The sequence below is a fragment of the Rahnella victoriana genome (genome assembly GCF_004330295.1).
GTDB classification, from domain to species: domain Bacteria; phylum Pseudomonadota; class Gammaproteobacteria; order Enterobacterales; family Enterobacteriaceae; genus Rahnella; species Rahnella victoriana.
Window position 1 is genome coordinate 122,939 of sequence record NZ_SJOJ01000008.1, and the last position, 21,001, is coordinate 143,939.

Consider the following 21,001-nt stretch of genomic DNA (forward strand, 5'->3'; position numbering starts at 1 on the left):
CTAAGCGCGTCGTTATTTGATGGGTAAAATCTTTCGGTGAGATATTTAATATCTTCAAAACAAAAAGCCCGCTTAAGTTTCCTTAAGCGGGCTTCTCTAATTTGGCTCCTCTGACTGGACTCGAACCAGTGACATACGGATTAACAGTCCGCCGTTCTACCGACTGAACTACAGAGGAATCGTGTGAACGGGGCGCATGATATCCAGAGGGCTGCGGAGTGTCAACGCTAAAATCACTAAAACCCGCCGACTGCTCAGCAACTAAGCAATGTCGCCATAAAAGGCCCTCATACGTGCCAAAATTCCCCGGGATTGTGCTGATTAACAGTCGCAGCGGTGGCCGCGAAGTTGCCTTGCCAGCGGGTCCTGCTGATAAAAACGGGTGAAATGACCGTATACCAGCGGAAATCGTTCTGAAAGCAATTCTGGCGCACTAAAGAAGTATTCCGAGAGGACGGCAAAACATTCTGCCGGATCGGTGGCGGCGTAGGCATCCATGCTGGCGGCGTCTTCACCCACGGTGTCGATCTCGTCCTGCAAATTCTGCATGGCGGCCTGCAAATCGTGTTCCCATGACACCACTTCACGCAGCGGAATAGGGGGAATACCGCTGACTTCGCCGCCGTTGCGCATATCCAGTTTGTGCGCGGCTTCGTGGATGATCAGGTTAAAACCGGAGTTATCAAACGAGTCCTCGATATCCTGCCAGTTGAGCACAATCGGCCCCTGATCCCAGCTTTGACCGGCGTGGATTTGCGAACCGGCATGGACCAGACCGTTTTCGTCCTGCCACGGGGAATCGACCACAAACGGGGAAGGGTAGAGCAAAATCTCATGAAAACCGTCGAGCCAGGATGCGCCGAGTTCCATCACCGGCAGCGCAAACAGCAATGCGATCCGCGCCTGCATCTGCTCAGTCAGCACAATGCCCTGTAACGGCACCAGCCGTTTTTGTTGCAGCAGCTGGCTGGCAACCTGCACCAGACGCTGTTGCTCGTCCTCGTTCAGGGAAGATAAAAGCGGAATATTCAGAGCGTCATTCCACGCCTCTGATTTCTCAATTTTCAGGTCATTCGCTTTCCACGGCCACTTAATCATCATCTTGCTCGCAAAGTGATCATTCGGATTATCAGCAGGGTTCCCCGCCAGAGTACTCCAATACAAGTAACTTCAACAAGTTAGCTTCGCTATCAGACGGAAACTGTGTGGATGTTACACATCGGCGGATTTTAAGCAAAAAGCGCGCGCATCTTATAAGACGTAGCTCACGTTATTAGTCTAGTCACAGAGTCCGCAACGTGCCCGCAACGGGAGAAATGCGCGGGCACGTCAGGCTCCTTATGCTGATGACTATGAAAAATCCGACCGGAAAATGCCGTTATTATTCACAGTGCAGGCAGGGACTATAAATAGTTGCTGACCTGGGTCTCGATATTCTCTGAGGTGGTTTTGAATTCTTTTGCCAGTAAGGCAATAAAGGCATCCCGGTCAATATGTTCTACTTTTCCGTCGTGGTAACAGTCTGAAAAAGAAACATAAAGTCCGTTCTTAAAACCAATCTGCACGCTTTCACCTTCAAGGGGAATGTTTTTCATCATCGATATCCTTCACAACATGAGGTTGAGCTGAATAATTGAAAACAGAGTTGCAGGTGTTTTTGTGGGCTTATTTAACCGCCGCCCGTCGTGACAATATAGTGCAGCGAACCGGGCGTCTGAACTGTGATCGCAGACGGGATTTACCGCGTCCGCATCGCAGCGTTATGTCAGCCATTTGTCGATGAAGTCATTGGGAGCGACCGGCTTTCCGAAAAAGTAGCCTTGCAGGAATTCGAGCCGGTAAGGCGCGAGATAATTGACCTGTGTCTGGGTCTCGATGCCTTCTGCCACAATGATCATTTGCAGGCGCTTGGCGAGGTCAATCACGTTATCGACGATATGCCCGGCCAGCGCGTCCGTGCCGATACGGCCAATAAAGCTCTGGTCGATTTTTAATATGTCGATATGGAATTTTTGCAGGTACGCCAGGCTGGAATGGCCGGTGCCAAAGTCATCCATGGCGATCAGCACGCCCATTCTGCGCAGGGCGCGGAACAGGCTGTGTGTCACCTCGCCGGGTTCAATCAGTTCCCGCTCAGTCAGTTCCAAAACCAGATTGATCGGGTTCTCCCGGAACGCATCGATAAAGGCTTTGCAGTCCTCCGCCAGCGTCAGATCTTTGAAGTGTCCCGCGCAGATATTAAAGCCGAAATGGAAATTTTTAGGCAACTGCGCGGCAATCGGACCGAACTGCTCCCGCACCTGGGCCATGATCGAGCGGGTCATCGGCACAATCAGGCCGCTCTCTTCGGCCAGCGGAATAAACTGGTAAGGCGGGATCAGACCCGACTGCGGATGCTGCCAGCGCATCAGCACTTCCGCACCGGTGATCTCATGAGTGGTGCCGTCCACCACCGGCTGCAAATACGGAATGAACTGTTTTTTCTCCAGCGCCGCTTTCAGCGCGGAGGTCGGGTTGCCAAAACGTCCCAGCAGGATGTAGGTCATAAAGGCGATGAAAATGCTGACCAGCGGAAACAGCACCAGACTCAGGCTGGCGTAATCGAAGATATAATTCCAGTGGTCACTTTTGCGGATCACCAGCCGCACTTCATAAGGATAACGCTGCGACGTCAGCGCCATTCTCTCGCCGTCCGGCCAGTCAGTCCCCTGATGAATTTTGCCCTGGCTGTCCATCCACTGATCGCCGACCTGCAATATCAGATACGCGTGCGTGCTGAGCAGCCGGAGAATGTTATGCAGAAAATATCCATCGACGCCGATCAGAATGCCGCTGTCGTTCACATCATGGCGGTAGGCGATCAGCGGATGGTCCGGCGTGACGCTGTTGCCGCTCATCAGCATCAGCTGGCCGCCGGTGTAGCGATCGTTCGAGATATTGTCCGAGCGCGGGCCGAATAAGGAGGTGCAATAAATGGTGTGCTGGCGGTACAGATTGACGGTGCGGATGTTTGGTACCCTGGCGACCTGCCAGCGCAATGCCTGCAGGGTGGCCGGGTCGCAAGGTTGTCCGATCAGGTGCTCGACCGCGCCGGAGGCGATGGCCGCGTTATCGAGCGTCATATCAACCAGTCTGACGGATTGTTGCAGGCTCGCGCGGGTGTCACGGCGCAGGCCCTGCGAGGTTTGCCACGAAATCGCCAATATCCCCAGGGCTGCGACCACAATGAAAGCCAGTACAGAGAGGCAAATCCGGATGTGCGGTCGGTTTAACCAGTTTAAAGCCAAAGGGATATCCACCAGTGAGCGCGAGAGAAAGAAATTTCGTCCAGTTAATATAACCTATAATAGAGTTATCTACTGCGACAGCCCGATAAGAAGGCCAAAATCACACCTCAAATAATCTCATTTTTGATGCATATCATGAATATTTCAGTGTTCAACTATTTTTGGTTTTAATCAAAAATAGTGGGCGTATTATCCCGCTTTTAGCTTTTGCTATAGCAATTAAATGTGGCTAAAAGGGAAATTTCCCATATATGACGCAGGGGTTTTACTATGTTGAAGAGATTATCTGCCGAGTTCATCGGCACGTTCGTTTTGGTCTTTGGCGGGTGCGGTAGCGCGATTTTTGCTGCCGGATTCCCGGCGCTGGGCATCGGTTTTGCCGGTGTGGCACTGGCGTTTGGTCTGACCGTATTAACCATGGCGTTTGCGGTCGGGCATATTTCCGGTGGTCATTTCAATCCGGCGGTGACGCTGGGTTTATTCGCCGGTGGACGCATTCCTGCTGCGGATGTGGTGCCTTACATCATTTCACAGGTGCTGGGCGGTATCGCAGCGGCCGCTGTGCTGTATGTGATCGCCAGCGGTCACGCCGGTTTTGATGCCACGGCCAGCGGTTTTGCCTCAAACGGTTATGGCGAGCATTCTCCGGGTGGCTACAGCCTCGCGGCGGCGATGACCATTGAAGGCGTGCTGACCGCCGTGTTCTTGATCGTGATCCACGGTGCGACAGACAAACGCGCACCGGCCGGTTTTGCGCCGGTTGCGATCGGTCTGGCGTTAACCCTGATCCACCTCATCAGCATTCCTGTGACCAATACGTCCGTTAACCCGGCGCGCAGTACGGCGGTGGCGCTGTTCCAGGGCACCTGGGCAATCCAGCAGTTGTGGATGTTCTGGCTGATGCCGCTGGTGGGTGGCGTCGTGGGGGGACTGATTTACCGTTACATTCTGCAATCGAAAGACTGACGCAGACAGCGTTAAGTGGTTTTCCTGACGGCGTAAAGTTTGTAGCATAAGGCTTTACGCCGTCTGTTCAGTGAACACCACCAGGACAATCCGATGCTTCCCCGTTTTAAACTGCTTCTCTGTGCCGCTGTTTTATCCTTTTCCGCCAGTCAGGCTGCTGTGGCTGCCGATGCCCCGACGTACGGGCCGCAGTTACAGGGTTTTGACTATCCGTATCCGCTGAAGCAATTTTCCTTTAACTCGCAGGGCGCGCCGCTGCAAATGGGTTATCTCGATGTGTCACCCGCCGGTCGCAAAAACGGCCAGACGGTGGTGCTGATGCACGGGAAAAACTTCTGCGCCGCCACCTGGGGGGGCACCATCAAATCGCTGGTCAGCCACGGTTACCGCGTGATCGCGCCGGATCAGGTCGGGTTTTGTTCATCAACTAAACCTTCCCATTACCAGTACAGCTTCCAGCAACTGGCGACCAATACCCATGATTTGCTGAAAAGCCTGAAGATCACCAAAGCCGTGATTGTCGGGCATTCCACCGGCGGGATGCTGGCGACGCGCTACAGCCTGATGTTCGCACCGGAAGTCTCAAAACTGGTGCTGGTCAACCCGATCGGGCTGGAAGACTGGAAAGCCAAAGGCGTGCCGTACCGCACGGTGGATCAGTGGTATGACCGTGAGCTGAAAACCTCTGCGGAGAGCATTAAGCAATACGAGCTGAAAACCTATTACGTGAATAAGTGGAAGCCGGAATATGACCGTTGGGTGGATATGCTGGCGGGGCTGAATAACGGGCCGGGGCATAAGCTGGTGGCGTGGAACTCCGCGCTGATCTACGACATGATTTTCACCCAGCCGGTCTTCTACGAATTCAAAAATCTGCGTGTGCCGACCACGCTGATGATTGGCACGTCAGACACCACGGCGATTGGCAGTGACATTGCGCCGCCTGAAGTAAAAGCCAAAATCGGCCATTACCAGGTGCTGGGTAAACAGGCCGCAAAACTGATCCCTCATGCGAAACTGATTGAATTTAAAGGTCTCGGCCACGCACCGCAGATGGAAGAGACGGAGAAATTCAATGCGGTGCTGCTGAAAACGCTGGCACGCTGAAACGCCTTTCTGTCTGAAATCCGCAGCATAACAAACCGCAGCCTGGTCGGACTGCGGTTTTTTTTATGTCTGCGCTTACACGGTTAACGCAGGTTGTCCGGGAAATTAGCCGGTAACTCACTGGCCGCGCAATCAATCACGGTGTCGTTATCCGCACCGCAGTCACGCACAAAAGTGATGGTGGCGAATTCGTCGATCACTTCGGTCGGATACGCCGGTCCGGCATCGCGATAGGAATTCATCAGCGGAATGTGATCGTTCTGGAAGCAGACGGTTTTTTCCGGATTGTTCATGATCCAGCGCGGGAAGAAGATGGTGCCGTGGAAGACGTTATCGCCCAGATTCACAATCAGACTGACATCGGTGCCGGTCGGTTCTGTCCACGAAATTTTGTAGACGTCGGCGGCCACACGCACGATATACGCCTGCTGGTCTTTCACCCAGCGGTTACCGACGAGGCCGCTGTGAATACGGTAATCCAGGGTCTGCGCGTTTTTCACGTAGATTTCATAGTTCCAGCCGTTGTCATAGGTGTAAACCACGTGTTTGCCGATGAAACCGCTCAGGTCATGTTTATCAAAGTTGCTCATTATTATTCTCCTTAACTCAGTGTGGGGTGAAACCTGTTGTTTCGATAAAGAGAATAGTACGCGCTAAAAAACGGATAAAAAAACGCTGATTTCAGATGAAAATCATCTAAAATTCCGATGGGATAATTATCGGGAGAACCGACGTTATGGCACTGCCACGTACCACACTGGAACAATGGGTCGTATTACAGACGGTGATTGAGGAGGGGAGTTTCGCGCAGGCGGCGACAGTGCTGAACCGCAGTCAGTCTTCGGTCAGTTATGCCCTGAGCAGCTTACAGACGCGTCTCGGCCTGCCGTTGCTGGAAATCAGCGGACGCAAGGCCACGCTCACCGAACAGGGGCGAGCTTTGCTGACTCAGGCCGCGCCGCTGATCTCGGCTTTCCTGCAACTGGAACATCGCGCCGCCGGGCTGAAAGGCGGCACGCGCACCGAACTGAGTCTGGTGGTCGACAGCGTGTTTCCGAAAAACCGTTTGTTCCGCGCGCTGAAAAATTTCCAGAGTCAGTTTCCGGATACCCGCGTGCATCTGACGGAAATTCTGCGCGGAGAAAGTATTGAGCAACTCAGGGAACGGTCGGCGGATTTGTATATCACTACGCTGGCGCCGGAAAACGCCATCCACGGGCGCTTTCTGCTGGATGTGGATTTTGTGCCGGTGGCGAAAAGTGATCATCCGCTGATGAGCCTTCCTGTGCCGCTGACTGTGGAGGATCTGGCGCGTTTTCCGCTGATCAGCGTGGCTGACCGGCATTCCCCGCCCGGTGAGAATCCCCCGTCGGGCACCATGGCCAGCTGGACATTTACCACGGTCGGCGCGACGACAGAAGCCATTGCGGTCGGGGTAGGTTACGGCTGGGTCCCGCTGGAAAGTGTGGAAAACGCGCTGAAGAGCGGTTTGCTCAGCCGTCTGGCATTATCAGCCCGGACGGTGAGGCAAACGGCGCTGTATATGGTGATGGATAATGAATCAGAGCGGTATGATAAAACCGTCAGCGCGCTGTCAAAAAGTATTCTGGCGGAGTGCGGCACACCCCATTTATAAGTTTTTGCGGGCATAAGGCTGCATCAGGTCTCGGAGGATTTGCATCCTTTTTTCCACCGGAATATACAGCCAGCGGCGTATACCGGTTTTTGGCGTGTTGTCCTGTTTATCGCTGCGGATAAACATCTTTTCGAGGTTTTTAAGGTCTGTTTCAAGACTGTCCATTTTTATTCTCCATGCGTTAGCGGGTGTAAAACTAACTTACGCCCGCAAAAGCGGAATAAAAACGGACAGCTTTTTTTTAATTGTTCAGGTTTTCTTGCGCAGCGCGACAGCCCGCCAGAATATCCAGTTGCGGATCGCGAGCCGACGTCTGCACATTCATCGCGCTCAGAACGGTGTGGAACAGATTGTCCTGCGACACATCCTTAGTGGCGGCGTTGGCTTTCAGGCAGGACAGGTCGATGCCCTGCGCCTTCAGATACCCTTCGGACAACCAGAACAGCATCGGCACATGGGTCTGCTGCGGCGGCGCCACGCGGTAAGGCGTGCCGTGCAGATACAGGCCATTTTCACCCAGCGACTCACCGTGGTCAGACAGGTAAATCACCGCCACGTTGTACTTATCCTGATACTGCTTCGCCTTCTCAATCACCTGCGACACCATGTAATCGGTATACAGCAGGGTATTGTCGTAGGTATTTACCAGCTGTTCCTGCGAGCAGTTTTCGATGTCGCTGCGCGGGCAATCCGGCGTGAACTTGCGGAACGCCGGCGGATAACGTTTGTAATAGGTCGGGCCGTGGCTGCCGATCAGGTGCAGGGCGATCAGGGTATTTTTGCCGTCCGGCTTGATATCGTCATCGATATGTTGCATCAGCGCCATGTCGTAACAGGTCTCGCCATCGCAATATTTACCGTCTTTTTGGGTATCAATCGTCACTTTCGGCACGCGGTCACAAACGCCCTTACAGCCTTCATCATTGTCTTTCCAGAAGACAGAAACCCCGGCCTTTTGCAGGATATCCAGCAACCCTTCGCTGTTACGCGCCCGGTTGGCATCGTAATCCGTGCGCTTCATGTCGGAGAACATACAGGGCACAGAAATCGCCGTGGCCGTGCCGCACGAAGTCATTTTATGGAAGAACACCACATCGGGAATGGCCTGCGTGTACTGATTGGTCGGTTTGGCATAGCCGTCAGATGACTGGTTCTGCGCCCGCGCGGTTTCACCCACCACCAGAAACACCAGATTCGGTTTCTGCCCTGGTTGCTGCACCTGCTTTGCATCGTTGCCAAGGGTGCGGAACGGCATCTTAGCGGTGAAATACCGGTGATTCATGTACTGGAAGGCGCTGTAGAGATAGTTGGTCGGCACGATTTCCAGATTCAGGGTGCGGTTATTACGGCCGACGGAGGCGTAATCTTTGTAGAAAATACCGGCCACCGAAGCGACCACCAGCAGCGAAATCACCATCGAAACCAGACGCACACCGAGGCGGCGCAAAGGTGTTTTATCGTAGCTGACCGGGGTTAAAAACAGCAAAATCGCTGGCAGGATGCCGGTGAACACCAACCACAACACCACTTTCATATTCAGATACGAACCGGCTTCCGCAGACTGCGTCTCAAGAATGTTTTCAATCATGCCGCGATCAAAGACCACCTGAAAAGTCATCATCGCAAAACTGGCCAGCGCACTGACCGGTAATACAATCATAAAGAAAGGCTTAAGCAGCGGGCGGAAACTGAACGGGGTGAAGACAAAGTTCAGTGCCGCAAACAGCACCACCGGAATGGTCATGGCAAAGGCCAGGTTGTACGCCGGTAACGCATGCAGGATGCGGTAAAAATGTAACAAAATTGGCAGGTTAACAACGAAAGTGAAATACAGGCTAAGGAGCAAAGTCAGCTTAAAGTAGCTGACTTTCGGGAATAAATAGCGCAATGACGACTCCCAACAGGATGACGATAACCGGGGTTACGCAGAGGTAAACATAACGTGGGTAAATGAATTGTCGGGTATCCTAGTGACTGAAGCTTAAGAAAGCCTTAGTGCGTCTGGCCTTAGCGATTCGTGCTCACGGCGTTCTGAAAAGGTTCAGAAAATAAATAAAATATAAGAGGCAGGGTTTGCGGGCCGGAAGCCTTATGCTGTGCGGCATAGCGATGACCGTGAACAAAAAACCATCAATCGTTTATACCTCTCTGAGTGCGTTTTTCTCCGCTCATTTTGACCTTCCCCTGATTAATCCTGACCGGTTAATTCACCACTGACAGCCTGCCGGTTGTCAGAAGGATGTCTGCGTTGATTTCATCTTCGGCCACAATTGCGGCCAGCAGTATCATTGAACCCGGCGTCATTATCGGCCCGCACGTTGTGATCGGGCCTTTCTGTTTCATTTCCGCCGGTGTGCATATCGGCGAAGGCAGTTGCATTGCCTCCCATGTCGTCATCAACGGCAACACCAAAATAGGGGCAGATAACCAGATCGATATGGGATCGTCGATTGGCGAAGTCAGTCAGGATCTGAAATACGCCGGAGAACCGACCGGGCTGGAAATCGGCGACGGCAACCGCATTGGTCGCCACGCCACACTGCATCGCGGCACCGCGCAGGGCGGTGGCATGACCCGCATCGGTCACGGCAATGTCTTTGCACGCGGCGTACATATCGGCCATGACTGTCAGGTAGGGAACGCGACAGTAATCGGTGAAAACAGCGGTCTGGCCGGGCATGTGATGCTGGGGGATGATGCCCGGATTGACGCGATGTGCGCGGTGCATCAGTTTTGTATTGTCGGGGCCGGTTCACATTTGCTGACCGGCACCTGTGCCGTGCAGGATGTGCCGCCGTTTGTGCTGGCGGGCGGCAACCATGCCGTGCCGAAAGGCATCAATGAACAGGCCGCCGCTTTCCGGCAGGCAGATGCCGCGCAGCAAAATGTGATCCGCTATCTGTACGATTTGCTGTATCACCAGCAGGCGGCGGTGGAGGAGGTCAAAGCGGAAATTGAGCGGCTCAGCGTGGAATACCCGTTACTGTGCCACTTCAATGAATTCTTCCTCCATTCCGCGCGCGGGATTGTGCGCTGACGGAAGGAGGAAGGGCTGGCGGTCAGGCGTCGAGCGCCAGCAGCGCAAAGGTCGCCAGCCAGTGTTCGCCCATATACGTGCTGTCGAGATGGTCCAGCGCGCTGTGCAGATGGGCTTCGGCGGCCTGACGCAGCAGCGCAACGCGCGGATCACCCGCCGGCAGCGCCGAAGCCAGCGAACGCTGACACCAGGCGCGGCTGAGGTTCAGCCCGTCGAGATGGCCGATTTTGCCGTCGCTGCGGTCGGTGACCGTGGCGGGGGTGAACAGCGTGGCAGGCTGGCTGTGCGCCAGATCCGGCAGGAAGCGCCCGAACCAGGTCACAAAAGCCTCGCCCGGCAACACGCGGCGCATCAGTTCGGCCTCCATCAGCGACGGCGAAAGGAACTCATCGCCGCCCGGTTCCCACGCCTGACAATGTACATCCACGAGATGCCAGCGCAGGGCCGTTTCTTCAATCAGCGCGGTCAGTGTGTGATGCTTCACGCTGCGGGCGTAATCATGCGTTAACGCCAGCGCAAAGGCCGTATTAAAGTGGCTGCCGACGCGCAGCGGATACGTGGCTTTGGGCAAAAATTCCGCCATGCTTTTTTCAAAGAACCGGCTCATCGGTGCCAGCGTTTTCGCCCATTCCGCTGCCTGCGGCAAGGCCATTTCATGCAGTTGCTGCGTCAGCGCCAGAAACCATGCCCAGCCGTATGGCCTTTCAAATCCGGCATGCTGCGGCTGTTGCAGATAGGCCATTTCTCCGGCGACGTTGTCTGGGGTGAAATGCTGACCGATCACCGCCATGATTTTTTCCGCCTCCGGCAGTTGCGGAAAACGATCCAGCAGGCGCAGCAGCAGCCAGTAGCCGTGCACGCAGGAATGCCAGTCGTAGCTGCCATAAAAAATCGGGTGCAGCTGGCGCGGTGTCCGGGCGTCAGCCGCGCTGCTCATGGCATGCATCAGCTTGTTCGGAAACTCCCGCGTTAAATGGTTCAGCGCCAGTGAGGCAAAACGTGACGCCATTTCCGGCGTCAGGGTGGTGCACTGTTGCGTCGTCATCGGCTTTCCTTATCAGAAACGGAACACAAAGAAATACATAAAGGCGGTGTTAACCAGTAACAGCAGGACGCCGGTTTTCCACTGCGCCTTGATCACGCCATTTTTATCCTGTAACTCCAGCAATGCGGCGGGCACGATGTTGAAGTTGGCCGCCATCGGGGTCATTAATGTGCCGCAGAAACCGGACAACATGCCGATCGCGCCCATGATCGCCGGGTTTCCGCCAAGCTGATTGACGATCAGCGGCAGACCGATACCGGCGGTCATCACCGGGAACGCGGCAAAACCGTTACCCATGATCATGGTGAACAGCGCCATGCCGAAGGTGTAGGCGATCACAATCGCCAGCGGCGAACCGAGCGGAATGATGTTTTTGACCAGATCCGACACCACGCCACCGACGCCTGCCAGCGCGAACAATGCGCCGAGGGCGGCCAGCATCTGCGGCAAAATCGCTGCCCAGCCGACGGTATCCATGGTTTGTCCGCCCGCTTTGACGGCTTTGACCGGCGAATCGCGCAGCATAATCAGCGCCACGAAGAAGGCGACCAGCGTGCCGAGAACCAGTGAAATCAGGGTGACGTTTTTGGCTTCCACCAGCGGCGTGTATTTCAGCGTCAGGGTGCCAATCAGGGTGACCACCGGGATCATCAGCGCAGGAATAAACAGCTTATTACCAAAGCGTTTGGCACCCGCTTCACGTTTTTCCACTAACGCTGGCTGTTCGCTGTCGGTTTTGCCTTTGCCCAGCTTTCCGGTACCGGCAATGATCGCCAGCAAAATCGCCATGCAGCCGGTGACAAAATGCGGCAGCTCAGCGCCGAACAGGAAAGTCACCCCGTAAATGCCCCAGAACAGCGCGTTAACATAACGGCGTGAATTAGATTTATCGCGCACATTAAAGAACGCGTAGGCGCAGAACATCAGGCCCGCCAGAATATAGACCGTTTGTAAGGTGATCATTTCGCGGTGCTCCCGTGGTGAACGTCAAAACGTTTAGCCAGTGAGCGGTCAAGCAACCACAGACGAATAAAGTGAATAATCAGTGCGGCAATGGCGGTCGGGATCGCCCAGACAGAAAGGTGCAGCGGCTCCACATTAATACCGTATTGCTCCAGAAAACCTTTAATCAGCAAAATGGATTGCACGGCGATAAAAATATCTTCACCGAAAAATACCGCCACGTTATCTGCCGCAGCCGCATGTGCACGAATTTTCTGGCGCACATCATTCGGCAAATCACCGTATTTGGTGGTCGCCGCCGCCTCCGCCATCGGCGCGATCAGCGGGCGTACCATTTGCGCGTGACCGCCCAGCGAGTTGAGGCCCAGAGCTGCCGTCATCTGACGCAGGAAGAAATACAGCATCAGCACGCGGCCGGTGGTGGCGGCATGGACTTTGGAGATCAGATGCCGCGCCTGTTCTTTCAGGCCGCTGCGCTCGAGAATGGCGATCACCGGCAGGGTCAGCCAGATCAGCCCCATATAGCGGTTATCGGTAAAGGCTTTACCGAAGGCACTGATGATATCGATGGTATGCATGCCGCCCGCCAGACCGGTAGAAATACCGGCAACGGTGACCACTAATAATGGATTAAACCGCAGTGCAAAACCCAGCACGACGATCGGAATACCAATTAAAACCCACATAGTCTGTCCCTCAATAATGTTGCGTTTGTCTTATTTTTTTATGGATTTCACGTTTATCTATACGCGGGTAATAACTGCGGGTTATTACATAGAACAGATGCGTATAAATAAAAGTGTGAGGCGGAAAGTAACAAGCGTAAACGGTGAACGCAAGACGCAAACACATGGCGGGTCACAGGAAATTATTCTTTAAATTTGGCGGGGCGTAATCTGGCAATATATCTCACTGGTGCGGGAAATATCTGTGGTGAATCTGACAGGCAGCGGCTGGAATATCAGAATAAATAACCCGGCCATCTGAGCGGATCAATTAAAGATAAGCAAAGACGGATTATTCGTCCTCGTCAGTTTCTCGCGGCTTAATTCAGACAGACTCTTCTCCACACTCTCGGATTTTCTTTATCCGCTGTTCACCGGCGATGTCAGAAGACGCGGCCTCACTGTCAAAATTTTCTTACCTGTTTAGGTGACAGGGAGATTGCGCGCTGAGGTTCGGTGCTATGATGTCAGCCGCGCCAGGGCAAGACCTGGTACTCAGAGATTTAAGGATACAGGCAATGCAGATTATGAGATCGAATCAAATTCGCTGGCTCAGTGTTTTGATTGTGATGAGCGGGCTGTTACTGATTCTTCCTCTTCATTTACTGGCATGTTTTATCGCCGGTTTTTTAGTGTTTGAACTCATTAATGCGCTCACACCGTACTTTCAGAAAATTATCAGCGGCGAGCGTGCCCGCTGGCTGGTGGTGGCGATTATCGGCACGCTGGTCATCAGTTGTCTGACGCTGGCCATTGCCGGTATTGCCGATTTCCTGATGGAAGATATGCGCAATCCGGTGGCCTTTAATGCGATGGTGTCGCGGTTACTGACGGATGCGCAAAGCCGCCTGTCGCCGGTGCTGTTGCATTATCTGCCCGCCAATATTGAAGAGTTGCAGCGCAGTTTCCTGCAATGGCTGCGTGAGCATATCGTGATGATTCAGGCCGTGGGCAAGAACGCCGCGCATGTTTTCCTCACGATGATCATCGGTATGATCCTCGGGGCGATCATTTCGCTTCAGCAACCGCGAAAAGGCGAGCTGCACGCGCCGCTGAAAAAAGAGCTGTTGCAGCGGATGCATCTGCTGGGCGAAGCCTTCCGCAATGTGGTTTTCGCCCAGTTCCAGATTTCATTAATCAACACGGTGCTGTCGGGCATTTTCCTGTTCGGCATTTTACCGCTGTTCGGCATTCATCTGCCGCTGGCGAAAACGCTGGTGGTGGTGACGTTTGTCTGCGGGCTGTTACCGGTGATTGGCAACCTGATTTCCAATACGCTGATTTTCATTGTCGGCTTGTCGCTATCCCTGTGGGTCGGGGCGCTGGTACTGGCCTATCTGATCATCATTCATAAAGTGGAATACTTCCTCAATGCGCGGATTGTCGGCAGCCGTATCAAGGCGAAATCCTGGGAAGTCTTGCTGGCGATGCTGGTCTTTGAAGCGGCGTTCGGTATCCCTGGCGTGGTGGCTGCACCTATCTATTACGCCTATCTGAAAAGCGAACTGAAAGAAGCAGGTCTGATTTAATCCTTTCTGAAAATGTGGCGCCGTGAGGTTCATGGCGCCACTGTCCGGTCTCTGTACGATCTCCCTTAAACATCCTGAAAAAAACAGATTCAGGCAAGCAATCGCGAGAATCGTTATATCTGTTCGTCATCTTAAGCCGTCATACTTTACGGGTGCCTGCCTTTTTGCGGGCATGAAGTATTCCGTAATCCAATCAGGAGATAAAAATGACGCTTAACGTTCGTGGTTTCGCTGCCCTTTCAGCGGATGCGCCTCTTGCGCCTCATAATTTTGTTCGCCGTGAACCGCGTGATACCGACGTTGTGATCGACATTTTGTACTGCGGTGTGTGTCACTCCGACATCCATCAGGCGCGTAATGAATGGCATCAGAGTATTTATCCGATGGTTCCGGGGCATGAAATCATTGGCCGCGTGAAACAGGTTGGCGCGAAAGTGACCGGCTTTAACGTCGGCGATACCGTGGGTGTCGGCTGTATGGTCGATTCTTGTCAGCACTGTGAGTCCTGCGCGGAAAACCTGGAACAGTACTGTGAAGAAGGCGCGACCATGACCTATAACAGCCACGATCGTCATGACAACATGATGACCTACGGCGGTTATTCCGAACAAATCGTGGTTTCTGAAAAATTCGTGCTGCGCGTTTCTGAAAAACTGGACATCAAATCTGCCGCACCGCTGCTGTGCGCCGGTATCACGACGTACTCACCGCTGAAACACTGGAAAGTCGGTAAAGGCCATAAAGTGGCTATCGTCGGTCTGGGCGGGTTAGGGCACATGGGCCTGAAATTTGCGAAAGCACTGGGCGCCGATGTGACACTGTTCACCCGTTCCAAAGGCAAAGAGCAGGAAGCTTACCGTCTGGGCGCTGACCACGTTGTGCTGTCTACCGACCCGGAACAAATGGCTGCCGTGAAAAGCCACTTCGACTTTATTCTGGACACCGTGCCAAATCCGCATGACCTGAATCCGTATCTGGAAACCCTGAAACGCGACGGTACGCATATTCTGGTCGGTCTGATCGAGCCAATCGAACCTGCGCTGCACAGTGGCAAACTGGTCGGTGGCCGTAAAACCGTTGCCGGTTCCCTGATCGGCGGTATCGCTGAAACGCAGGAAATGCTGGATTTCTGTGCTGAGCATGACATTTCCTGTGATGTGGAAATGATCGACATGCAGGACATCAACGGCGCGTATGAACGTATGCTGAAAAGCGACGTGAAATACCGCTTTGTGGTGGATATGGCTTCGCTGAAAAATGCCTGACAGGGCGTGTTGAGCCGAAATTTGTGCTTTACACGTTTCTGTGACTTCTCCCCTTGAAAGCGCGGTGGTATCCTGCTGCCTTTCGCCGGGCGAAGGAAAACCAGTGGCTAAGAGTTTTGATGAACTCATCAGAGACATGGATCTGATGATTGAACATGTGGACAGCCTGAAAAACTTGCCACCACGGGCAGCGCAGACAACGGCTGCTGACAAACCTGCGTACGACTCTTTCGGCGAGATTTTCGCGCTGAAAGCTGTCATGCGGGCTTTTATCTCTTCAGTCGACACCATTGTAAAAGTGCAGATTGCGAAGAAAGTTGAGCAGGACATCGGCCATCTGGAAAATACCGTACGGTCGATTGGCGGCGGCAGCGCAGATGCTGACGACGTGGCGCAAATCACGGCCTATGTCCGTCACGCCGTGTCTGAGTTAATGGATTAACGCGCCGCTCAGTCTGACTTCCGGCCAGTGAACACCGGTCACATCGTGTATCAGAATACACCCTGTGACCGGTGTTTTTTTATGGACTTTTTCCCCGTAGGCGTGGCGGCCAAAAGCGTCTATTCTTGCCAGTATTCTCTTCTGCCGGTACCGGATATGGCCCAGGATTACCGCTTCTTCGCGTCAGCACGACGCAAATGCTATGCCCTTTTATTTGAACACCGCACCCGCAGCGGCCGCCGGATGGAAACATTCTGGATTGTGATCTCGCTGCTGAGCGTGCTGTTTTTGTTCATCGAATCGAGCGCCAGCGATCTCTTCCCGGATACACCGGATATCCTGTATCGCTTTGGCCTGATGGAAGTGGCCTTCACCGTGTTGTTCACGGTGGAATATGTGCTGCGGGTTATTTCCTCGCCGCGAAAAATCCGCTATCCGCTGAGTTTCTTCGGCATCATCGACCTGTGTACCGTGTTGCCGATGTATATCATCTGGCTGTTGCCTTCGGTCGCCGTGTCGCCGGACCTGGTGGTGCTGGTGCGTCTGCTGAGGGTATTGCGCGTACTGCGGGTGCTCAAGCTGCTGCGCTATATGAATGACGCCGGGATTTTGTGGCGCAGCCTGATGCGTGCGCGGCGCAAACTGGGCATCTTCTTCGGCTTTGTGGCCATTATATTGTGTCTGTTCGGCGGGCTGATGTTTGCGGTGGAAGGCGGCAAGGACGGATTCACCTCGCTGGGCGCCTCGGTGTACTGGGCGGTGGTGACACTGACCACGGTCGGTTATGGCGATATTACGCCGCATACGGCGCTGGGGAGAATGCTGGCGTCGGTGCTCATTTTACTGGGGTATTCCATTATTGCGGTACCGACCGGGATTTTGACGGCTTATATGTCACAAGAGTTAGAAAAAGGGCGTGCTGCCCGTTCTTGTCAGACTTGTCTGCATTCCGGCCATGAAATAGATGCAAAATTTTGCGCGCATTGCGGCGCGGTATTGGCGGCAGATAATTCCCAACCTGTTGAAAAATAGCCTGATAATTGCTCATTCATTGTACTGGTTGGTACATATTTCGACTATTTTTGGTGTTTACCGTGGCTTTGCGTTAAAAAGAGTTGCTATTAAAGGGCAGTCATGAGTAAATACATACCGGCCTGTGGTACAGACCTATTTATGCACGACATCCTGAGTAAAGTTGTTCCAATTTAAAGCGTTATCCATGATAACCCTGCTCTGACGAATTTCCTTCTTAGTGCCTCCATAAGTAACGACTGAAATCCGGCTATAACATGCCCATGGTGGCGAAATTTATTTTTAAAAGGTAATTCCTATGTCAATGATGAAAGGTCAGGTTAAGTGGTTTAACGAGTCTAAAGGCTTTGGCTTCATCACTCCTGCTGACGGCAGCAAAGATGTGTTCGTACACTTCTCCGCTATCCAGGATCAAGGTTTCAAGACCCTGGCTGAAGGCCAGAACGTACAGTTCACTATCGAGAACGGTGCTAAAGGTCCGTCTGCGGCTAACGTTACCGCTATCTAATCTTGCTTTACCGCTGTTTCAGCGATAAACGTAAAGATGACAAAAACCCGCATGCGCGGGTTTTTTTACGTCTGTTGTTTGTCAAACTGACCGGTGTGCTTTTGTGAGGGGCTGACGGATTTCCCCCGGAACCTGACAAAAGGACAAAAAAAAGCCCGCATAGTGGCGGGCAAAAATATTTCTTATGACATTCATTTTGTACTCCCTCGGGGGTGAGCACGCTGTCAGTATAAAAGAAATGAAAGTCAGGATTCTGGCGTCAAAGTGTTAAGAAAATGCAAATTCATCACGCAGGGTTATTTTAGGGTTTTCGGGTTAACTTTTCCTTTCTGCCATGCCTTTGTACGGCGGTCTGTACTACACTATACCTAATTGAAAACCATGGGATAACCTGATGAAAGTTAATGATCTTGTGACAGTAAAAACCGACGGCGGACCACGCCGCGAAGGTAAAGTCTTAGCCGTAGAGGAATTTTACGAAGGCGTCATGTATCTGGTGTCGCTGGAAGACTATCCGGCAGGTATCTGGTTCTTCAATGAAGGCGACACCAAAGACGGCACCTTCGTCGAACCGCGCGAAGGTTCGGAGTAACGTTTTCGCACCCTCTGCGCATAAAAAAATACCGGGGCAATCAGATTGCCACCGGTATTTTTTTGCCTGTCACCTGATAAAAAGGCGCGATGAAGGATCAGAAGGTTTCCCAGTCAGGGTGCCCGCTGACACCTTTGGGTGAGCGGGATGCCGGCGCGGGTAGGGTACGTGATGCCGCCGGACGCTGTGGCGCGGCGCTTCGCGTACTGTTGTCCAGACGGAATACCGCCACGGCCTGCGTCAGACGTGCGGCCTGTTCTTCCAGCGACGCGGCTGCCGCTGACGCTTCCTGCACCAGCGAGGCGTTTTGTTGCGTCACGCCATCCATCTCCGAGACCGCCTGGCTGACCTGACTGATCCCGCGACTTTGTTCGTCCGACGCCGAGGCGATTTCGCCCATAATGTCGGTCACATGGCCGACGGCGGTGACGATTTCAGACATCGTATCGCCCGCATCACCGACCAGAATGCTGCCTTCGCCGACGTAATCGACGGATTCCTCGATCAGCGCTTCGATCTCTTTCGCGGCCTGCGCACTGCGTTGCGCCAGATTGCGTACTTCACTGGCAACGACGGCAAATCCGCGACCCTGTTCCCCGGCGCGGGCGGCTTCCACGGCGGCGTTCAGCGCCAGGATATTGGTCTGGAAAGCAATGCTGTTAATCACATTGGTGATTTCGGCGATTTTGGTCGAACTGCGCGAAATCTTATCCATAGTCGTGACGACGTTCGCCACAATATTGCCGCCTTTCTGCGCTTTACCGGAGGCGTCAGCGGCCAGTTTGCTGGCGTGATGGGCGTTTTCGGAGTTCTGTTTCACCGTCGCCGTCAGCTGTTCCATGCTGGCAGCGGTTTCTTCCAGCGCGGCGGCCTGCTGCTCGGTACGGGAAGAAAGATCGGTATTGCCCGACGCAATCTCCGTCGAACCCTGATAGATCGACACTGCGCCTTCACGCACGGTCAGCACGGTGGAAGCCAGCGACGTCTGCATTTGCTCCACGTTACTGCTCAGTACGCCGATTTCATTGCGGCCATTGCTCTGCGCCGGTTGTGTCAGGTCGCCTTCGGCAATTTTCTGGATGCGGGTCACCAGCTTGTTCAGCGGATTAATAATGACTTTGCGCATCACCAGATAAGTAATGAAGGTCAGCACCAGCGCCAGCAGGAAACCGCCGCCCATCAGGGTATAACCGAGAACGGCGTTACGCTGCGCTTTATCATTGATGGCATTGGCGGTTTCGGTGCGATAGGCAATCGCCGCCAGCAACGGCACGTTATTGGCCAGATCCAGACCGCGCACCGTTTCGGCTTCCTGAGAAATCACTTCCTCGAAATGGGCCTGTTGTGCGGAATCCAGCATCGGCGTCATACCTTTGGTCAGGTACGCGCTGTAGGCCACTTTCAGCGGCTCATCCAGCGCCCGGTCTTTATCGGTTTTATTGGGCCGGTTGATGTAGGTATCAAAGGACGATTGCGACTGTTTGATGCGGCTGGCGGCGTCAGTCAGGTTCTGTTTAAACACATCCTGATCGCCGATACGCGCGGCGGCAGCGGCCTGAATAAGCAGTAACCGCGCGGTGCGCAGATGGTTAGAGCTGTTGGACAGCGCCAGGCGGATTTGCAGTTCCTGCGTCGCGTTGGCCAGGGCGGCGTTACTTTGCTTTAAGAAGAAACCGGAGGTGCCGATGGAAACCGCAAAGAGGAAAAGTATCCCGGTGAGGATCAGGCTGATCAGGGTGATAAGGCGAATATTGCTGATAAAAGAGGTTCTGGTATTTAAAAGTGTAGGAGTATCCATTTTATTTTGTTCCGCTCTGGTGATCCTGTAGACCGCCTGTTCCGGGCGATCAGTGACAGCGATAAAGGCATTGCCAGCGGGCAAGTCCGGCCGTGACGAAAAAAACGCCATAAGGTGTCATCGGCATTCAGGCGGAGGGATTCAGTTTATATTTGTGGCGCAGATCTCATTTTCAGAGATTAATCCGGATCACTACAGGCCACGCGATCGCATAGCCTGTAGCGGGAACCCAAAAAGGGAGAGGATTAATTCACATAGATGCCGTTCGTGAGCTGATCACATAAGCGGACGACGTGATAAATAATGTGCTTATTCGGTGATTTTATTTTCCTTTTAATATTTCCCTTATAAGAGGACACCGTTTTGGTCTTAATTTGTAGCTTGTCAGATATTTCAATGGTGCCGTTGCCGGACATCCACATTCTGAGCATCGCCGATTCAGAGCGGCTCAGCATGACGGGCCGGGTATCGAGCACTCCGCTGATGGCAGGATCCTGCGCCTGCGGCAGTAGCGGATGATTCATCAACAGTTTCAGTGTGCCCGCCTTAATTGATTTCGAGGTGATAATCACGTTCTTACGAACGAAAATATACTCTTCGAAATGAATACGTGTGCGCGACATGAAGATAAAAAACAGTGTTTCCGGGTGTTCGTTGATCAGTTCTCCCAGTCGTTCTTTATTGCCCGAATGGGACAATATGCAATCCTCATTAATAAAAACAATGGAAGGATTCAGTCTGGCGCAACCATTGAGTAACTGATCGAAATGGTTGACGTAACTGACGTCGTGATCACTGGCAAGAAATTGTTGCAAGCCGAGACGCGTATACCGGCATGGATCCAAGATTATCGTTTGCATAGTAAGTCCCCATAGGACGTCCCTGTTCTGCATAATGATTGGATTCTCAGGTGTCAGCACAAAAAGCACAAACTGCGTGCTGGCTCTACTTTTTGCATGAAAATTGACCGGTTGGAAGTGATTTTTTTACCCCTTCCGGGGCATGGAGGATTTTGATTAATTTGGTTTATGTCAGGATTAACTTTGTGACTGTACAAAGAAATCGCCAC

The 21,001-nt window shown here is 53.2% G+C and carries 21 protein-coding genes and 1 tRNA gene; 10 read left to right on the forward strand and 12 right to left on the reverse strand.

Annotation, left to right across the window (positions count from 1 at the left end; translation table 11 throughout):
- Positions 1-102: 102 nt before the first annotated feature.
- From EYY67_RS08935 to EYY67_RS08950, 4 genes are all read right to left on the reverse strand, one after another.
- Positions 103-178, reverse strand: a tRNA-Asn gene (locus EYY67_RS08935).
- A 143-nt stretch (positions 179-321) separates the two neighbouring features.
- The gene (mtfA, locus tag EYY67_RS08940; protein ID WP_095921726.1) at positions 322-1,098 is read right to left on the reverse strand and encodes a DgsA anti-repressor MtfA; all 777 of its coding nucleotides are present in this window, start codon (positions 1,096-1,098) and stop codon (positions 322-324) included.
- A 305-nt stretch (positions 1,099-1,403) separates the two neighbouring features.
- Positions 1,404-1,598, reverse strand: a complete 195-nt coding sequence (locus EYY67_RS08945) for a hypothetical protein (RefSeq protein WP_123902718.1) — start codon at positions 1,596-1,598, stop codon at positions 1,404-1,406.
- A 162-nt stretch (positions 1,599-1,760) separates the two neighbouring features.
- Positions 1,761-3,224 carry an EAL domain-containing protein gene (locus EYY67_RS08950; RefSeq protein WP_242675592.1) on the reverse strand — a complete coding sequence of 488 codons (1,464 nt, stop codon included), beginning with the start codon at positions 3,222-3,224 and terminating at the stop codon, positions 1,761-1,763.
- Positions 3,225-3,557: 333 nt separating this feature from the next.
- Between EYY67_RS08950 and aqpZ the strand changes: the two genes are divergently transcribed.
- Positions 3,558-4,253 carry an aquaporin Z gene (gene aqpZ / locus EYY67_RS08955; protein ID WP_119827290.1) on the forward strand — a complete coding sequence of 232 codons (696 nt, stop codon included), beginning with the start codon at positions 3,558-3,560 and terminating at the stop codon, positions 4,251-4,253.
- 93 nt (positions 4,254-4,346) lie between these two features.
- A complete protein-coding gene (locus EYY67_RS08960; RefSeq protein ID WP_131693342.1) occupies positions 4,347-5,360 on the forward strand; it encodes an alpha/beta fold hydrolase in 1,014 nt (337 codons plus the stop codon).
- 83 nt (positions 5,361-5,443) lie between these two features.
- Here EYY67_RS08960 and EYY67_RS08965 read toward each other — a convergent pair whose 3' ends face one another.
- Entirely contained in the window at positions 5,444-5,953 is a 510-nt protein-coding gene (locus tag EYY67_RS08965) for a phenolic acid decarboxylase (protein ID WP_162928704.1), read from the reverse strand.
- Positions 5,954-6,096: 143 nt separating this feature from the next.
- On the opposite strand from EYY67_RS08965, the gene EYY67_RS08970 reads away from it, so the two are divergent.
- A complete protein-coding gene (locus EYY67_RS08970; protein ID WP_131693343.1) occupies positions 6,097-6,996 on the forward strand; it encodes a LysR family transcriptional regulator in 900 nt (299 codons plus the stop codon).
- Here EYY67_RS08970 and EYY67_RS24495 read toward each other — a convergent pair.
- Together EYY67_RS24495 and EYY67_RS08975 are read right to left on the reverse strand one after the other, a co-directional pair.
- A complete protein-coding gene (locus tag EYY67_RS24495) occupies positions 6,991-7,161 on the reverse strand; it encodes a hypothetical protein (protein ID WP_162928684.1) in 171 nt (56 codons plus the stop codon). The two genes, EYY67_RS08970 and EYY67_RS24495, sit on opposite strands and share 6 nt — an antisense overlap.
- Positions 7,162-7,237: 76 nt before the next feature.
- Positions 7,238-8,884 carry a phosphoethanolamine transferase gene (locus EYY67_RS08975; protein ID WP_131693344.1) on the reverse strand — a complete coding sequence of 549 codons (1,647 nt, stop codon included), beginning with the start codon at positions 8,882-8,884 and terminating at the stop codon, positions 7,238-7,240.
- A gap of 360 nt (positions 8,885-9,244) precedes the next feature.
- Between EYY67_RS08975 and lpxA the strand changes: the two genes are divergently transcribed.
- Complete coding sequence (lpxA, locus tag EYY67_RS08980) at positions 9,245-10,033, forward strand: acyl-ACP--UDP-N-acetylglucosamine O-acyltransferase (RefSeq protein WP_242675593.1); 789 nt, start codon at positions 9,245-9,247, stop codon at positions 10,031-10,033.
- Positions 10,034-10,055: 22 nt separating this feature from the next.
- On the opposite strand, the gene EYY67_RS08985 is transcribed toward lpxA, so the two are convergent.
- From EYY67_RS08985 to EYY67_RS08995, 3 genes are read right to left on the reverse strand one after another with little or no spacing between them, the layout of a single operon-like run.
- Positions 10,056-11,078, reverse strand: a complete 1,023-nt coding sequence (locus tag EYY67_RS08985; protein ID WP_131693346.1) for a DUF2891 domain-containing protein — start codon at positions 11,076-11,078, stop codon at positions 10,056-10,058.
- A gap of 12 nt (positions 11,079-11,090) precedes the next feature.
- The gene (locus EYY67_RS08990; protein WP_095921736.1) at positions 11,091-12,041 is read right to left on the reverse strand and encodes a DUF979 domain-containing protein; all 951 of its coding nucleotides are present in this window, start codon (positions 12,039-12,041) and stop codon (positions 11,091-11,093) included.
- Complete coding sequence (locus tag EYY67_RS08995) at positions 12,038-12,727, reverse strand: DUF969 domain-containing protein (protein ID WP_015689851.1); 690 nt, start codon at positions 12,725-12,727, stop codon at positions 12,038-12,040. Before EYY67_RS08995 ends, EYY67_RS08990 begins: the two co-directional genes overlap by 4 nt.
- Before the next feature lie 557 nt (positions 12,728-13,284).
- On the opposite strand from EYY67_RS08995, the gene EYY67_RS09000 reads away from it, so the two are divergent.
- The 6 genes from EYY67_RS09000 to dsrB all read left to right on the forward strand — a co-directional run bounded on the left by EYY67_RS09000 (position 13,285) and on the right by dsrB (position 18,134).
- Positions 13,285-14,295 (forward strand): AI-2E family transporter, encoded by a 1,011-nt coding sequence (locus EYY67_RS09000; RefSeq protein WP_095921738.1) that lies wholly within the window; start codon positions 13,285-13,287, stop codon positions 14,293-14,295.
- 206 nt (positions 14,296-14,501) lie between these two features.
- The gene (locus EYY67_RS09005) at positions 14,502-15,560 is read left to right on the forward strand and encodes an NAD(P)-dependent alcohol dehydrogenase (protein WP_131693347.1); all 1,059 of its coding nucleotides are present in this window, start codon (positions 14,502-14,504) and stop codon (positions 15,558-15,560) included.
- 103 nt (positions 15,561-15,663) lie between these two features.
- The gene (locus EYY67_RS09010) at positions 15,664-16,002 is read left to right on the forward strand and encodes a hypothetical protein (RefSeq protein ID WP_095921740.1); all 339 of its coding nucleotides are present in this window, start codon (positions 15,664-15,666) and stop codon (positions 16,000-16,002) included.
- Between the two features lie 81 nt (positions 16,003-16,083).
- Positions 16,084-17,034 (forward strand): ion transporter, encoded by a 951-nt coding sequence (locus EYY67_RS09015; protein WP_095921741.1) that lies wholly within the window; start codon positions 16,084-16,086, stop codon positions 17,032-17,034.
- Between the two features lie 298 nt (positions 17,035-17,332).
- Positions 17,333-17,542 (forward strand): transcription antiterminator/RNA stability regulator CspE, encoded by a 210-nt coding sequence (gene cspE, locus EYY67_RS09020; RefSeq protein WP_013575246.1) that lies wholly within the window; start codon positions 17,333-17,335, stop codon positions 17,540-17,542.
- A 394-nt stretch (positions 17,543-17,936) separates the two neighbouring features.
- On the forward strand, positions 17,937-18,134 hold the full coding sequence (dsrB, locus tag EYY67_RS09025; RefSeq protein ID WP_015697634.1) for a protein DsrB: 198 nt from the start codon (positions 17,937-17,939) through the stop codon (positions 18,132-18,134).
- A 97-nt stretch (positions 18,135-18,231) separates the two neighbouring features.
- On the opposite strand, the gene EYY67_RS09030 is transcribed toward dsrB, so the two are convergent.
- Positions 18,232-19,932, reverse strand: coding sequence for a methyl-accepting chemotaxis protein (locus EYY67_RS09030; protein ID WP_131693348.1), 1,701 nt, complete (start codon positions 19,930-19,932; stop codon positions 18,232-18,234).
- Positions 19,933-20,177: 245 nt separating this feature from the next.
- The gene (rcsA, locus tag EYY67_RS09035) at positions 20,178-20,792 is read right to left on the reverse strand and encodes a transcriptional regulator RcsA (RefSeq protein ID WP_131693349.1); all 615 of its coding nucleotides are present in this window, start codon (positions 20,790-20,792) and stop codon (positions 20,178-20,180) included.
- Positions 20,793-21,001 lie beyond the last annotated feature (209 nt).

Coding starts and splice junctions, on each gene's coding strand:
- mtfA (WP_095921726.1), bottom strand. CDS start 1,098: ATGATTAAGTGGCCGTGGAAAGCGAATGACCTGAAAATTGAGAAATCA.
- EYY67_RS08945 (WP_123902718.1), bottom strand. CDS start 1,598: ATGATGAAAAACATTCCCCTTGAAGGTGAAAGCGTGCAGATTGGTTTT.
- aqpZ (WP_119827290.1), top strand. CDS start 3,558: ATGTTGAAGAGATTATCTGCCGAGTTCATCGGCACGTTCGTTTTGGTC.
- EYY67_RS08960 (WP_131693342.1), top strand. CDS start 4,347: ATGCTTCCCCGTTTTAAACTGCTTCTCTGTGCCGCTGTTTTATCCTTT.
- EYY67_RS08970 (WP_131693343.1), top strand. CDS start 6,097: ATGGCACTGCCACGTACCACACTGGAACAATGGGTCGTATTACAGACG.
- EYY67_RS24495 (WP_162928684.1), bottom strand. CDS start 7,161: ATGGACAGTCTTGAAACAGACCTTAAAAACCTCGAAAAGATGTTTATC.
- EYY67_RS08985 (WP_131693346.1), bottom strand. CDS start 11,078: ATGACGACGCAACAGTGCACCACCCTGACGCCGGAAATGGCGTCACGT.
- EYY67_RS08990 (WP_095921736.1), bottom strand. CDS start 12,041: ATGATCACCTTACAAACGGTCTATATTCTGGCGGGCCTGATGTTCTGC.
- EYY67_RS08995 (WP_015689851.1), bottom strand. CDS start 12,727: ATGTGGGTTTTAATTGGTATTCCGATCGTCGTGCTGGGTTTTGCACTG.
- EYY67_RS09000 (WP_095921738.1), top strand. CDS start 13,285: ATGCAGATTATGAGATCGAATCAAATTCGCTGGCTCAGTGTTTTGATT.
- EYY67_RS09005 (WP_131693347.1), top strand. CDS start 14,502: ATGACGCTTAACGTTCGTGGTTTCGCTGCCCTTTCAGCGGATGCGCCT.
- EYY67_RS09015 (WP_095921741.1), top strand. CDS start 16,084: ATGGACTTTTTCCCCGTAGGCGTGGCGGCCAAAAGCGTCTATTCTTGC.
- cspE (WP_013575246.1), top strand. CDS start 17,333: ATGTCAATGATGAAAGGTCAGGTTAAGTGGTTTAACGAGTCTAAAGGC.
- dsrB (WP_015697634.1), top strand. CDS start 17,937: ATGAAAGTTAATGATCTTGTGACAGTAAAAACCGACGGCGGACCACGC.
- EYY67_RS09030 (WP_131693348.1), bottom strand. CDS start 19,932: ATGGATACTCCTACACTTTTAAATACCAGAACCTCTTTTATCAGCAAT.
- rcsA (WP_131693349.1), bottom strand. CDS start 20,792: ATGCAAACGATAATCTTGGATCCATGCCGGTATACGCGTCTCGGCTTG.